This is a genomic window from Mesorhizobium sp. M0991, from assembly GCF_040318915.1.
GTDB lineage: Bacteria > Pseudomonadota > Alphaproteobacteria > Rhizobiales > Rhizobiaceae > Mesorhizobium.
On record NZ_JAMYNE010000001.1, the window covers coordinates 452,460 to 466,116 of the forward strand.

The following is a 13,657-nucleotide window of genomic DNA, read 5'->3' on the forward strand; positions in this document are numbered from 1 at the left end:
TGAAGGTATTATACGTGATACCGCAGATTCAGACGGGGGTTTTGGCCGATGATCACTGCCGCGCAGATGCGTGCCGCGAGGGCGCTGGCCGGCATCGATCAGAAGACGCTCGCCGAGCGCGCCGGGGTTTCGCTTCCAACCATTCAGCGCATGGAAGCGAGCGACGGCGTGGTCCGGGGCGTGGTCGATACGCTGATGAAGGTCATCCAGGCCCTTGAAGAGGCCGGGGTCGAGCTGATCGGCGAGAACCAGACGAGCGAGCGTGGCGGCAGGGGCGTTCGCCTCAAGCCTGTCACGCCGCAGAACCCGCAGGGCTGATGGTACTGCCGCATCGCCGAAAATCAAATTCGATTTTCGGATAGTCCGATGCGCCGTTCAAAAGTGTTGGAGCGTATCTGTGCGCCCATTTGGACGCACGCCGCTCCAAGTCGCGACGGCGACCGCCGACAGTCCTGCCGACGATCCCGCCGCCTCCTTGGTTTCATGGGGAAGGCACTCGATGGATCAGACCCGGCGGGCAGCGCATCAACCGGCACGCCCGACATTTTCCGAACTGTTCACGCCGAAGCTGGTGACGGTGCTGCGCGAGGGTTATACGCTCGCGCACTTCAAGGCCGATGCCATTGCCGGGCTGACTGTCGCCATCGTAGCGCTGCCGCTGTCGATGGCAATTGCCATTGCTTCAGGCGTGACGCCGGAACGCGGGCTCTACACCTCGATCATCGGCGGCTTCCTGGTCTCGGCGCTTGGCGGCAGCCGTTTCCAGATCGGCGGCCCGGCCGGCGCCTTCATTGTGCTGGTGGCTGCGACAGTGGCGCGGGTTGGCGTCGACGGCTTGCTGCTGGCGACGATGATGGCCGGCCTGTTCCTGCTTGCCATCGGCTATCTCAGGCTTGGCACCTACATCAAGTTCATCCCCTATCCAGTGACCGTCGGCTTCACCGCCGGCATCGCCGTCATCATCTTCTCCGGCCAGATCGTCGAACTGTTCGGGCTGAAGCTCGCCGGCAAGGAACCGGGGCCGCTGGTGCCGAAGCTGATGGCCATCGGCGAGGCGGCCGGAACGATCAACCTCGCCGCAACCGCGGTGGCGGCACTGACCATCATCACCATTGCGATGTTGAAGCGGTTTCGGCCGAAGTGGCCGGCCATGCTGATTGCCATCGGACTGGCATCCCTCGTCGTTGCATTGCTCGCCATGCCGGCCGAGACGATCGGCACGCGTTTCGGCGGCATCCCGCGCAGCCTGCAATGGCCGGCCTTCCCGCCGCTTAGCCTCGACAGGATAATCGACGTGCTGCCGGACGCCATCGCCTTTGCGCTGCTCGGGGCGATCGAATCGCTGCTGTCGGCCGTCGTCGCCGACGGCATGACCGGAAGGCGGCATCGCTCCAATTGCGAGTTGGTGGCGCAAGGCTTCGCCAATGTCGCCTCCGCTCTGTTCGGCGGCATCTGCACTACCGGAACCATTGCCCGCACCGCGACCAATGTGCGGGCCGGCGCGCATGGACCGGTTTCAGGCATGATGCACTCGGCCATCCTGCTTGCCCTGATGCTGGTGGCAGCACCGCTGGCCAGCTATATCCCGCTTGCAGCACTTGCCGGCGTGCTGGCGGTGGTGTGCTGGAACATGTTCGAGAAACAGGCCTTCGCCACGTTGCTGCGCGCCTCGCGCGGCGATGCGCTGGTGCTGATGGCGACGTTCCTGATCGTCATCTTCCGCGACCTGACCGAAGGCATCGTCGTCGGTTTTGCGCTGGGCTCGATCCTGTTCATCGACCGCATGGCCAAAAGCATCGCGGTGGAGGCGGACCATCAATCCTTGGTGCAGGAAGACGTCGCCGACCGCGCCAGCGCCTATGATTCCAGCGAGGCGAGCGATGCCGACACCGTTGTCTACCGGATATCGGGCGCCTTTTTCTTCGGCGCCGCCTCGACCGTCGGCACCGTGCTGGACCGCATCGCCGACCAGCGCAAGAACTTCATCCTCGACTGTTCGGCGGTGCCGTTCTTCGATTCGACGGCGGCCAATGTCATCGAGGGCGCGGCCCACAAGGCGAGCCGCGCCGGCGTTCGCTTCATTATATCAGGCGCTTCACCGCAGACACGCCGCATGCTGATCAACCACGGCGTCAAGCGGCCGCTGGTGACTTATGCCGCCTCGATCACGGATGCGCGGGCGCAGCTGAAGAAAGCCGCGCCCGCCGTCTGAGCTGGCAGTTGCCGGCTTAGTCGAGGCCCAACGCTGCGACTTCGCCGTCATTCATCAGCGGCACGAAGATTGTCGACCTGCCGTCGGTGCCGATGTCGGCGCTGCCCGGCTTGAACGTCGCAACCACTTGCGGCGTGCCGCCGGCTTTGTAGCGGTAGAGCGTGCCGGTCATATACGCGGTGGCGTAGATGCTGCCGCCGATGGCAACGACGCCATCGAGGTTGGCAAACTTTTCCGCGCCGGGCAGTGGCGAAACGGCCTTGGTAGCAAGATCGACCGAGAGCAGGCCGCCCGGCTCCGCGGTGCTGAAGTCGGGCTTGATGCCCTTGCCCCAGGAAGCGACGATCAGCCGACCGCCATCGGCGAAGATGCCATTCGGCGAAGCGAGCGAAGCATCCTTGACGAACAGTTCCGGCCGGTCGCCGTCGATGCGATAGATCGTATCCGCAAGCATATCGGTGACGTAGATCTTGCCGGATGCATCAGCGGTCATGTCGTTGAGGAAGACGGCGTTCGGCACGTCGATCGTCGACGCTAGCTTGCCGCTACCGAGATCGACGACGCGCACATGGGTGAGGTCGGCGACGTAGAGTTTGCCGCCGGCAATCGACATGCCCTTGGGCGCGTCCATGCCGTCGGTCCAGTGTTGCGTGAGTAGCTTGCCGTCCATCGACAGGATCGACAGATAGCCGTTGCCGTCGGCTTCGCCGGGATTTCCGACGATATTCGAGACGATAACGCGCTGGCCGGCGGCGTCGAACAGCGCCGATTCAGGTTGCTCGAGGCCGCCGGCGCGCCAGAGTTCAGCGGCCTGAACTGCCGGCGCAGTCGCGATGCCGACGATGGCGAGAAGTATCGGTGTGAAGAGGCTTTTCATGGCTAGTCTCCTGTAATGGACTGGCGGAGAGCTAGGCATTTCGATACTTTTCGGGAAGATCTATCTGGACTAGTACCGAAGGCTGATACCAAATCGTGCAAAAGAGGTGCATCCCATGAACGGCCTGATCTTCGAAGCGCTGAAGCGGACGCTTAAGGCAAAGGGCATCACCTACCGCGTCCTTGCCGAGCGCATGGGTGTTTCCGAGCCGACGGTGAAACGCATCTTTCATGAGCGCAACTGCAAGCTCGACCGGCTGATGGAGATCTGCACTGCCGCCGGCGTGGAGTTGGAGAACGTGCTCGGCTCTATGAACAGAGGACCAGGACCCGCCAACCAGATCGCGCCGGAGATCGAGCGCAAGCTCGCCGGGCGGCCGGCACTGCTGTTCGTCTTCGTCATGCTTTCCGAGAAATTTACGCCCGAAGGCATCATGCGCTCACAAGGACTGAGCGAGGCTTCGATGTTCCTCTATCTGCGCGACCTCGAGGAACTCGGCCTGATCGCGCTCGGTCGCGGCCTGTCGGCAAGGCTGCTGGTCGAGGCGCCGATCCAGTGGAATTTCGACGGGCCATTGCGGCCGCTGTTCGAGATGACCAACAAGAATTTCGTCGGCTGGGCCATCACCCATTTTGAGCGCGAGGCGACATTCGTCAGCTTCTCCAGGCGAATGCGGCCGGAAACGGCGGAAATGGTCAGGCGCGAGGCGGAGGAATTGGCGGAGCGCGCCAAATTGCTTGCTCATCACGACCAGCACACGACGCCCGAAGACGGACTGGTCGGCTACAAATGGACGTTTGCGTTCGGCGCAACGCCGTTCCCGGTGATCATGCCAATCGGGCCACATCCGCGCGACGCAGGCGCGCAGACGGACGATCGAGTTGCGGCCGCCGCAAACGGACGGCGTCTGCCGGCCTAGGTCAAAACACAATCACTGAACGACCGAGTTCGGACTCTTGGCGGCAGCCAGTCTGACTGAGCTTCTTACCCCTGAGTATCGGCCGGAAACCGGTTCTCAGAGCGTCCCTTGCCCAAACACAAGATCGAGCGGCTATTCGGCGGTCTTGTTCGCCGCCACCTTGTCATCCCAGACCATCTGCCGGTAGTCGAAGCCGTATTCCAGCGTCGGCTTGACGATGCGGAAATAGGGCGACAGGTCGAAGTCGCGCGGCGTGTAGAGCGAGTGGTGGCGGATGTGCAGGATTTCCTTGCGCGAATAGCTCGATTGGGCCGAAGCACGGCCGGGCGCCCGGGTAATCTCGGGTAGGATCGGGTAGCGGATCTGGCCGTAAGCCTCCGCGATCAGCGACGAGCAGATGGCGCGCGTCGGGTCGCCGGAACCGAAAGCCAGCATGCGGCGGCGCCAACGTACCGGTACCGGCGGCGTCGGCAAGAAGTAGCGCAGCATGTCGAATATGTTCTTGAGATCGTATCTGAGACCGAGCCTGCCGATCATGAAGGCGACGACCGCTTCGCGATCTTCGGGAGCCAGGCCGCTCGCCCGGCAGATGCGAGTGTTGTAGCTGCGGTAGCGCGACAACGGCACGGCGATGCAGCCATCGCCGAGCGTGACCTCGATCAGGCGCCGCCGTTCCGATCCGTCCTCCGGCTCAGGTAATGCATCGCCGACATAGAAGGCGGCATGCGACCAGGTCGACTGGGTGAGGTATTTGATCGCCGCCGAGATCTTCTGGTTGCCTTCGATGAGCAGGATGTCGCCGGGCTCGAGCGTGCGGCGCAGCGTTTCGGCGTCCGACGGCGTGTAAGGCTCGTAGCCGGACGATTCCTCCTGCAGCCGGCCGGCAAGCCAGCGGCCAAGTCGGTCCAGAAGCGTGTCGCCGGGCTCGGTCATGCCAGACGGCGATTACCACAGGGCGGCAAATTAGACCATGATCAGCCCACGCCAGGCGCGCCGGCGTCTTCGTGCTGCGGTACCGCTGTGAGATCGTCGCGCACCTTGCGGGCAAGCTTCCTCGTCGAGCGCTTCGGACTGTCGCCGAAAAGCCCGGCCGCCTCGGCGAGGCAGGTCTTTTTCAGGCTCTTTTCCGAGCGCTTCAGCAGCTTGGCAAGCAACCGCGTCTCCTCAGGGGGGCCAAGCGGCTGGTCCTCGGCATCGAGAAGCGCGCGCATGACGAACACATCGTGCAGTTCGCCGAGCCGCTCGCCCAATTCGTCGACGGCCTTGCGCCGGGCTTTGATCGGCGTCGGCCACAGCCGGCCGAGCAGCGACAGGTGCATGCCATGCGTCTTGGCCGCCTTGCGCAGATCGTGAAAGTCATCGGCTTCGCCGCGCGAAGCCGCCTTGTCCAGCGCTTTCCTGGCGCGGCGCAAAGTGGTGCGCGCGCCTTCGGCGAGCACGTCGGCAGCCTGCTCCGGCTGGTCGGGCAGAGCGAGCTTGTCGATCCTTGCGACACCTTCCTCGCATGCGGCGATCGCCGCGCCTATCGCGGCATCGAGGCCTGCTCCGCCATGCAGTTCATGCTGGCGCGCGACGAGCCTGTCACGCACGGCATCGAGGCCACCGCCGGCAATTTGCTCGGGAAAGCTTGCCGCCAGCCGGTCAATTGTTTCGACCAGCGCGGTCGCCTCGCGCGGACCAGCAAGCAGGGCCGCCACCTGGCGGTAGCACTGATTCTCGGTCACGCAGAATGTTTCGTCTCCGGAACGGACAAGGCGCAGCAACGCGCGGACGTTCTTCAGCCGTTTGCGGCATTTGTGCAGCCCCTGTTCGGGCCTGTCACGCGCCGCGTTCAGATGGTCGATCGCCTTGCCGATCTCATCGGCGAGGATGCGCCTGACCTCGCCGGTCAGCGACGTGCGCGGATCGATACGAAAGCTCATGCGACGATCTCCGGAATCCCCCCAAGGGCGAGCGACGCGTTGTAATATCTCGGCTCGCCGGTGACTTCACGGCCGAGCCAATCTGGCAGCATTTCGTCCGGTACATCCTCCGGCGTCTCGAGCTCGGCGATCACCAACCCCGCAAGCGTCCCGCCGAAGACATCGACTTCGTAGAGATAGCCGCGGTGTCTAACATGGTGGCGTGTCTTCTCGATGACACGTCCGATGGCAAAGGCTTGCATCTCCTGCGCCTCCGCCAAAGGCACCGGATATTCGAATTCATCGCGCTCGCGTGCCTGGCTGCCGAACTTGAGCGTCAGCTTGGCGGCGGCATCATTGCTGATGCGCACACGCACCGTACGGCTGGGTTCGGCGACAAGATAGAATTGACGGATATGAATGTCCGCCTCGACGATTGCCCGCCATTCCTCACCTGAGACCAGGAATTTACGCTCGATTTCCTTGCCCATGGTCAGGCACTAAAGCGCGCACGGCCAGAGTTGGCAAGCCGCTTGACCGCACTTGACTTTAATCATTCGATTGATTAAATTGCCGGCCATGATCAAATCGCCCAACGCCAGCGGCCTTCCTCATGAGGCGCCCAAGACCGCCGCAGATATGACGCGGACGGCACTCGTGCGCGCGGCGCTGAAGCTGTTCGGACGCCAGGGTTTCGACGGCACGTCGACGCGCCAGATCGCGGCTGAGGCCAAGGCCAATATCGGCTCGATCGCCTATCATTTCGGCGGCAAGGAAGGGCTCCGCAACGCGGCGGCCGACTACATCGTCGACACCATCCAGACCGTTGCCGGCCAGGCGATCGGCAATCTGCAGGCGCCGCCCGCGGCATTGGCGGATACCGAGGCCGCGCGGGCACATTTAGCCGTCGCGCTGGAGCGGATGGTCGCCTTCATCGCGGCAAGGCCGGAAGCCGGCGAGATTGTGCAGTTCGTCCTGCGTGAGCTGTCGCATCCAACCGCCGCGCTCGACCGTATCTATGATGGCGTGTTCGAACCGGCGCATCACCGGCTCTGCCTGATCTGGGAACAGGCGACGGGCGAGCCGGCCGAGAGCGAGCGCACAAAACTCACCGTATTCACGCTGATCGGCCAGGTCGTCTACTTCCGCATCGGTCGCGAGGCGGTTATGCGCCGGATGGGCTGGCGCGAGATCGGCGATGACGAGGCCGGCAAGATCGCGGCGACAGTAACCGACAATCTCAGCGCGATTTTAGCTCGGCGCGATTTGGTTGTACGGAAGGATCGTGGATCATGAGCCTGCTCTGTTCTTTGCCGCTTGCCGCCCAGCTTTTCAGCGCCTGCGCGCCGGCAGCACCGCTCGCCGTCGGCTACGTCGAGGGCGATTATGTGCTGCTGGCGCCGATCGAGGTGGCGCAGGTCGAGACGATTGCGGTCAAGCGCGGCGACCGCGTCGCGCCCGGCACGCCGGTGGTGACGCTGGAAAACGCCGACGCCAAGATCGCCATCGCACAAGCCGAGGCGGCCCTTGCGCAGGCCCAGGCGCAACTTGCCGACCTGCAGGTCGGCAAACGGCCGGAAGAGATCGCGGTGCTCAAGGCGCAGGTCGACATGGCCAAGGCGCAAGCCGCCGATGCCAAACGCCGATACATCCGCGCCAGCGATCTGTTCAAACGCGGCACCGGCACACAGGCCGACTATGATACGGCTTCCGCGACGCTGGAGACGGCCAACGCACAGGTCGGTCAGGCGGAGGCCAATCTCGCCGTCGGCGGCCTGCCGGCACGGCCGGAGACGATCAAGGCCGCCGACAATCAGGTCAGGCAGGCGCAATCGGCCCTGGAGCAAGCGCAATGGCGGCTGTCGAAGCGTGTGCTGACGGCGCCCTCGCCCGGCCGGGTCAACGATGTCATCCGCTATCCAGGCGACACGGCCGGTCCGACCGCGCCGGTCATCTCCATGCTGCCGGACGGCGCGGTGAAGCTTAGCGTCTATGTGCCGGAAAGCGCGTTCTCGTCGGTCGAGGTCGGCACGCTACTCAACGTCCATTGCGACGGTTGCGGATCGGGCGTGAAGGCTCGCGTCAGCTATGTGTCGCCGGATCCGGAATTCACGCCGCCGGTGATCTACTCGCTCGAGACCCGGCAAAAGCTGGTCTATCTGGTCGAAGCGCGGCCGGAGGGCGACGCCAGCGCATTGCAGCCCGGGCAGATCGTCGACGTCGATCTGGCGGACATCGGAAAATGAACGTCATCGACGTGCACGGCCTGGTCAAACGCTTCGGCGACAAGACCGTTGTCGACCATGTGACGATGACGGTGGCCGAGGGCGAGATCGTCGGCTTCCTCGGGCCGAACGGCTCAGGCAAGACGACGACCATCCGCATCATGTGCGGCTTGCTGACGCCGGATGAGGGTGAAGGCACGGTCCTGGGCTTCGACATCCGCACCGACAGCCTGCGGATCAAGCGCGAAGTCGGCTACATGACGCAGAGATTCTCGTTCTACGAAGACCTGACGATCGGCGAGAATCTCGAATTCGTGGCGCGGCTCTACCGGCTGAAGCCGCTCGACGAGCATGTGGCTAAGACGCTTGAGGAGCTCGGCCTGACATCGCGCAGGAACCAGCTGGCCGGCACCTTGTCCGGCGGCTGGAAGCAGCGGCTGGCGCTGGCCGCCTGCATCATGCACAAGCCGAAACTGCTGCTGCTCGACGAACCGACGGCTGGCGTCGATCCGAAGGCCAGGCGCGAATTCTGGGACGAGATCCACCGGCTGGCGAGCGGCGGGCTGACCGTGCTGGTCTCCACCCATTACATGGACGAGGCCGAGCGCTGCCATCGCATCAGCTACATCTCCTATGGCAAGATGCTGGCTACCGGCACGGTCGAGGACGTGGTGAGGAACGCTGGCCTGACCACCTTCGTCCTGCAAGGGCCGCGCCTCGACCAGGTCGCGACCGCACTCAGTGGCCGCCCCGGCGTCGATCAAGTGGCGCCGTTCGGCGCGACGCTGCATGTCGTCGGCTCCGACAGGAAGGCGCTTCAGGCAGCGCTCGCCGATGTCGAGAAAGAGCACAAGGGCGTCACGGTATCGCCTGGCGAGACCAGCCTGGAGGATGTGTTCATCCAGTTCATGTCCGGTTCGAAGGACAACATGGGATGAAAAATGGGATAAACAGCGTCTTTTCCTTTGCCAGGCTCGGCGCGCTGCTGATCAAGGAGTTCATCCAGATGCGGCGCGACCGCATCACCTTCGCCATGATGCTGGGGGTGCCGCTGATGCAGCTGGTGCTGTTCGGCTATGCCATCAACAACGACCCGAAGAGCCTGCCGGCAGCGCTGGTGGTGATGAGCAGCGATCCTTACACGCGGGCCATGGTTTCGGCGCTGCAGACCACCGGCTATTACCGCTTCGACCATGTCGCGCAAAGTGCCGCCGAAGCCGAATTCCTGATGGCGCGCGGCGACGTCGCCTTCGTCGTCACCATTCCCGCCGATTTTGCCCGACGGGTCGAGCGCGGCGATAGTCCGCAGATCCTGATCGAGGCGGATGCGACCGACCCGGCCGTCGCCAGCGGCGCCATCTCGACGCTCGGCACAGTTGCCAACCAGGCGCTGCTCAGGGCACGCGGCATGCAGGAGACGGCGGCCGAAGCTGCCCGGGGCCAGCTCCAGGTGGTGGTGCACCGGCGCTATAATCCGGAAGCCGTCTCGCAATACAACATCGTGCCCGGCCTGCTGGGCGTCATCCTGCAAATGACGATGGTGATGATGACCTCGATCGCGCTGACGCGCGAGACCGAGCGCGGCACAATGGAGAACCTTCTGGCGATGCCGTCCAGCCCGCTCGAGATCATGCTGGGCAAGGTGCTGCCCTATCTGGCGGTCGGCGCCGTGCAGGTGCTGGTGGTGCTGGCGGCCTCGAAGCTTCTGTTTGCCATCCCCTTCACCGGGTCGATGTCGCTGCTATTGACGGCGGTCCTGATCTTCGTCTTGGCGCTGGTGCTGCTCGGCTACACGATCTCGACGATCGCCCGCACGCAAATGCAGGCCCTGCAGCTCACCTTCTTCTTCTTCCTGCCGTCGATCATGCTGTCCGGCTTCATGTTCCCCTATCGCGGCATGCCGGACTGGGCGCAGGTCTTCGGCGAGGTGCTGCCGCTGACGCATTTCCTGCGCATCATCCGCGCAGTGATGCTGAAGGGCGCCGAGCTGCCGGCGGTGGCAACGGAAATCGGCTGGCTGGTGGTGTTCGTGGCGCTGTTCGCCGGCATTGCGCTGGTGCGATTCCGCCGGACGCTGGATTAGGGTCAAATGATCGAGATTCACACGGCCTTGGCCTAGCCCGGGACCGGTGTCAATTCAGGTGCATTGAGCCCTTCGAATGGATCGCGCCAGGCGTCGATTTCTTCAAGCTGCCGATACCAGCGGCCGACAGAAGGATAATCATCGAGAGGCAATCGGGCGACGTCGTTGAAGGGCAGAAACGTCGCCATTCGAAAGTCGGCGTAGGAGACCGAATTTCCGACCAGCCATTCTCGCTGGGAAAGCTCGGCATCAAGTATTACAGCGGCGGTACTGAAGTCCCTCAGGCCCTCCTCAACCCGCGCCTGATCGATCGGGCCGAGCCCATAGCGCTGTTTGGTCCCGCGCTCGAAATGCACGACATCGCAGGCTCTTGCGAAGTTCTCTTTCCCCCAACTCAGCCATCTGATCATCTCGGGCTCGTCGTCGCCAGCGCGCCAGAAATGCGAATGCGTGTCGCGTGAAAGCCGGCAGGCTATGGCGTCGGCCTCCCAGAGGCTTTTTCCCAGGCCTACAAGGATGGGCAATGAAAGATTTGGATTGAGCGGCCGAAAGCGCTTGGCCTGCCCCGGAGCGAAGGGAGAGGCGAATTCGAACTCTACCTTGGCTTTGAGATACCGTGCCACCGCGACCGCGAGGCGAGGATTGGGATTGCGGCTGAAGAACAGTTTCATCGATCTCAGTCTTTGGAGGGTACCGGTTCGACCGGGCGCAACGGACGCTCAAGCACCTCGAACCGGCACATAACCTGGAATTGGTTGCTATCTTAGCTCGCAGCAATGATCTCGGCATAGGTGCTAAGATCGACATTGCCGCCGGAGAGCACCACGGCAATGGATTTCCCGGCAAGGTCGATCTCGCCTGACGACAGCGCGGCCAAGCCGACGCAACCGCCAGGTTCGACCACCAGCTTCAGGCAAGCCATCGCATCGCGCATCGCCTGTGCCACCGCCTTGTCGGAAACGGCGATGGCGCCGGCGAGATTCTTGCGGTTGATCTCGAAAGTGATCGCGCCAGGCTCGGCGACGAGAAGGGCATCGCAGATCGAGGTGTGGCCGGGCGCGTTCGACACCCTGGCGCCTTTGATCAGCGAGCGGCGTGTGTCGTCGAAATGCTCGGGTTCCACGGCCCAGACGGCGGTGCCCGGCGAGGCGTCCTTGACCGCGATCGAAATGCCGCTGCTCAACCCGCCGCCGCCACAGGGAACCACTACCGCATCGAGGCTGACGCCAAGCGCGCTTGCTTGGCGCATCAATTCGAGGCCGATCGTGCCTTGGCCGGCGATGATGGCCGGATCGTCGTAGGGCGGCACCAGGACCATGCCCTTTTCCACGTAAAAACGGACGACGGCAGTGCGATCGTCGCGGACCCGGTCGAAGGTGATCACTTCTGCGCCCATCTTCCTGACATTGCCGACCTTCATCGCCGGCGCATCGGTGGGCATGGCGATGACGGCCTTGACGCCGAACATTGCCGCGGCGGCGGCGACGCCTTGCGCGTGATTACCCGACGAGAAGGCGACGACGCCGCGGGCGCGTTCTTCCGCCGAGAGCGAGGAGAGCTTGTTGTAAGCACCGCGGAACTTGAACGAGCCGGTGCGCTGCAACGTCTCCGGCTTGAACAGGATCCTGGCGCCGAAGCGCTTGTTCAACTCCGGCGATTCGATCAGCGGCGTTTCGACGATCAGCCCGGACAATCGCACTGCTGCGCTGTGAATATCGGCGATGCCGGGAGGGGTGGTCATGGCTGGGTCCTGCAAGAGATGAGACCGCCTATGGTGCACGGAAAGGAGGGCCGCGCACCAATGAAAAAATGTGACCGTTACAATTCGTCCTGGAGGCAGGGGGTAGGGCGTGCCTGTCATCTGCCGCGTCCTCGACCCTCCGCCATGCATTCGTCGCTTCAATCGACAAATCGTTGCCGATTGACCGGCTTGGCCGGCCGCTCCTCACCCCAACAGCGTCTTTTGCCGTTTGGGGCCGCCCATCTTGCGCCAGGTGTTGAAGCGGTGGGTGGCGGCGGCGAAGGAGATCTTCATCTGCTGGGCGACCGAATAGCGCGACTTGCCCTCGTCGAACAGCCGGTAGCAGCACTCGACGCCCTCCTCGGTCAACTTGCCGTCCGGAGCCTTGTTGTGCGGATTGGCGGGATCGAATTTTTCGACCTGCTGCTCGACCAGTCCTTTCAGGCGCTGCAGATCCGCCTCAATATTAGCGATCAGGTCGAGAACCGGTTTGGGATCAAACGGCTGCTGTTTTTCCGGCATCTGCGGGTTCCTTTCTCTTGGTTGAGATTCGGTTATATAAGTGAACGTTTGCCGATAGCAAACGGCAACCTGTTCGGGATTTTGAAGCCCGTACCTTTTGAGCATGAGTGGAGCGCACACGATTGACCGGCGACGTGCGAGGTCATAGTTTAGAACTATTCTAAACTAGGGTGAATTTCTCATGCTTTCCCGCGTTTTCGGCATCGGCCGCCGTCCCTTTGAATCCCTCTCGGAACAGGAGATCCTGGCGCTCGCCATCTCGTCCGAGGAGGATGACGGGCGCATCTATCGCGCCTATGCCGACGGGCTGGCGGAGAGCTTTCCGCAATCGGCCAAGGTGTTCGAGGAGATGGCGGAGGAGGAGGACGGCCATCGCGATTCGCTGATCGAGCTTTACCGCAAGCGTTTCGGCGAGCGCATACCGCTGATCCGGCGCGAACATGTGAAGGGCTATTACGAGCGCAAGCCGGACTGGCTGGTGAGGCCGCTCGGCGTCGATCATGTGCGCAGCCAAGCCGAGGCCATGGAGCGGCAGGCCTACCTGTTCTATATCGAGGCGGCCAAACGCACAGGCGATGCGTCGACGCGAAAGCTGCTCGACGACCTGGCGATCGCAGAACAGGGCCACGAGACACTGGCGCAGCGGCTGGAGCAAAAGCATGTGCCGGGCGCGGTCAAGGACGAAGAGGCGGCAGCCGAGCAGCGCCAGTTCATCCTGACCTATGTGCAACCGGGGCTGGCCGGGCTGATGGATGGGTCGGTGTCGACGCTGGCGCCGATCTTTGCCGCCGCCTTTGCCACGCATGATACGTTCCAGACCTTTCTGGTCGGGCTTGCCGCCTCGATTGGCGCTGGCATCTCGATGGGTTTCACCGAGGTGGCTTCCGACGACGGCAAATTATCTGGCCGCGGCTCGCCGGCAAAACGCGGGCTGACCGTCGGCGTCATGACGACGCTGGGCGGGCTCGGCCATGCGCTGCCCTATCTCATCCCGCTTTTCTGGACGGCGACCATTGTCGCCGCCGTGGTGGTTTTCTTCGAGCTGTGGGCGATCGCCTTCGTGCAGAACCGCTATATGCAGACGCCGTTCTGGCGCGCCGCCTTCCAGGTGGTGCTGGGTGGCGCACTGGTGTTTGCGGCAGGGGTGCTGATCGGGAATGCATAGCAGTCCCTATCC

The 13,657-nt window shown here is 63.4% G+C and carries 15 protein-coding genes; 8 read left to right on the forward strand and 7 right to left on the reverse strand.

Annotated elements, in window-relative coordinates; translation table 11 throughout:
• Positions 1-48 precede the first annotated feature (48 nt).
• Positions 49-318, forward strand: a complete 270-nt coding sequence (locus tag NKH70_RS02220) for a helix-turn-helix domain-containing protein (RefSeq protein ID WP_353024790.1) — start codon at positions 49-51, stop codon at positions 316-318.
• A gap of 181 nt (positions 319-499) precedes the next feature.
• Positions 500-2,212: a SulP family inorganic anion transporter gene (locus NKH70_RS02225; protein WP_352716082.1), complete on the forward strand. Its 1,713-nt coding sequence runs from the start codon at positions 500-502 to the stop codon at positions 2,210-2,212.
• 16 nt (positions 2,213-2,228) lie between these two features.
• On the opposite strand, the gene NKH70_RS02230 is transcribed toward NKH70_RS02225, so the two are convergent.
• Positions 2,229-3,089 carry an SMP-30/gluconolactonase/LRE family protein gene (locus NKH70_RS02230; protein ID WP_353024791.1) on the reverse strand — a complete coding sequence of 287 codons (861 nt, stop codon included), beginning with the start codon at positions 3,087-3,089 and terminating at the stop codon, positions 2,229-2,231.
• Positions 3,090-3,204: 115 nt separating this feature from the next.
• Here NKH70_RS02230 and NKH70_RS02235 point away from each other — a divergent pair, with 115 nt between their 5' ends.
• A complete protein-coding gene (locus NKH70_RS02235; RefSeq protein WP_352977005.1) occupies positions 3,205-4,008 on the forward strand; it encodes a helix-turn-helix domain-containing protein in 804 nt (267 codons plus the stop codon).
• 132 nt (positions 4,009-4,140) lie between these two features.
• Here the strand turns inward: NKH70_RS02235 and NKH70_RS02240 are convergent, their stop codons facing one another.
• Genes NKH70_RS02240 through NKH70_RS02250 form a run of 3 tightly spaced genes read right to left on the reverse strand, consistent with a single transcriptional unit; the run spans position 4,141 to position 6,400 of the window.
• Complete coding sequence (locus NKH70_RS02240; RefSeq protein ID WP_352912164.1) at positions 4,141-4,941, reverse strand: C40 family peptidase; 801 nt, start codon at positions 4,939-4,941, stop codon at positions 4,141-4,143.
• Positions 4,942-4,982: 41 nt separating this feature from the next.
• Complete coding sequence (locus NKH70_RS02245) at positions 4,983-5,930, reverse strand: CHAD domain-containing protein (protein ID WP_352912166.1); 948 nt, start codon at positions 5,928-5,930, stop codon at positions 4,983-4,985.
• Positions 5,927-6,400, reverse strand: a complete 474-nt coding sequence (locus NKH70_RS02250; protein WP_352716072.1) for a CYTH domain-containing protein — start codon at positions 6,398-6,400, stop codon at positions 5,927-5,929. Before NKH70_RS02250 ends, NKH70_RS02245 begins: the two co-directional genes overlap by 4 nt.
• 88 nt (positions 6,401-6,488) lie before the next feature.
• Here NKH70_RS02250 and NKH70_RS02255 point away from each other — a divergent pair, with 88 nt between their 5' ends.
• From NKH70_RS02255 to NKH70_RS02270, 4 genes are read left to right on the forward strand one after another with little or no spacing between them, the layout of a single operon-like run.
• Positions 6,489-7,205: a CerR family C-terminal domain-containing protein gene (locus tag NKH70_RS02255; RefSeq protein ID WP_352716070.1), complete on the forward strand. Its 717-nt coding sequence runs from the start codon at positions 6,489-6,491 to the stop codon at positions 7,203-7,205.
• Complete coding sequence (locus tag NKH70_RS02260; RefSeq protein ID WP_292656945.1) at positions 7,202-8,155, forward strand: HlyD family secretion protein; 954 nt, start codon at positions 7,202-7,204, stop codon at positions 8,153-8,155. The genes NKH70_RS02255 and NKH70_RS02260 overlap by 4 nt, the downstream gene beginning before the upstream one ends.
• Positions 8,152-9,072 (forward strand): ABC transporter ATP-binding protein, encoded by a 921-nt coding sequence (locus NKH70_RS02265; protein ID WP_352912169.1) that lies wholly within the window; start codon positions 8,152-8,154, stop codon positions 9,070-9,072. The genes NKH70_RS02260 and NKH70_RS02265 overlap by 4 nt, the downstream gene beginning before the upstream one ends.
• 8 nt (positions 9,073-9,080) lie before the next feature.
• On the forward strand, positions 9,081-10,217 hold the full coding sequence (locus NKH70_RS02270) for an ABC transporter permease (RefSeq protein ID WP_292656995.1): 1,137 nt from the start codon (positions 9,081-9,083) through the stop codon (positions 10,215-10,217).
• Positions 10,218-10,249: 32 nt separating this feature from the next.
• Here the strand turns inward: NKH70_RS02270 and NKH70_RS02275 are convergent, their stop codons facing one another.
• From NKH70_RS02275 to NKH70_RS02285, 3 genes are all read right to left on the reverse strand, one after another.
• On the reverse strand, positions 10,250-10,888 hold the full coding sequence (locus NKH70_RS02275) for a glutathione S-transferase family protein (RefSeq protein WP_352977006.1): 639 nt from the start codon (positions 10,886-10,888) through the stop codon (positions 10,250-10,252).
• A 92-nt stretch (positions 10,889-10,980) separates the two neighbouring features.
• Positions 10,981-11,958: a threonine/serine dehydratase family protein gene (locus tag NKH70_RS02280; protein ID WP_352977007.1), complete on the reverse strand. Its 978-nt coding sequence runs from the start codon at positions 11,956-11,958 to the stop codon at positions 10,981-10,983.
• A gap of 204 nt (positions 11,959-12,162) precedes the next feature.
• On the reverse strand, positions 12,163-12,480 hold the full coding sequence (locus tag NKH70_RS02285) for a hypothetical protein (protein ID WP_023718860.1): 318 nt from the start codon (positions 12,478-12,480) through the stop codon (positions 12,163-12,165).
• 181 nt (positions 12,481-12,661) lie between these two features.
• Here NKH70_RS02285 and mbfA point away from each other — a divergent pair, with 181 nt between their 5' ends.
• Positions 12,662-13,645 (forward strand): iron exporter MbfA, encoded by a 984-nt coding sequence (gene mbfA, locus NKH70_RS02290; RefSeq protein WP_352468633.1) that lies wholly within the window; start codon positions 12,662-12,664, stop codon positions 13,643-13,645.
• Positions 13,646-13,657: the final 12 nt, after the last annotated feature.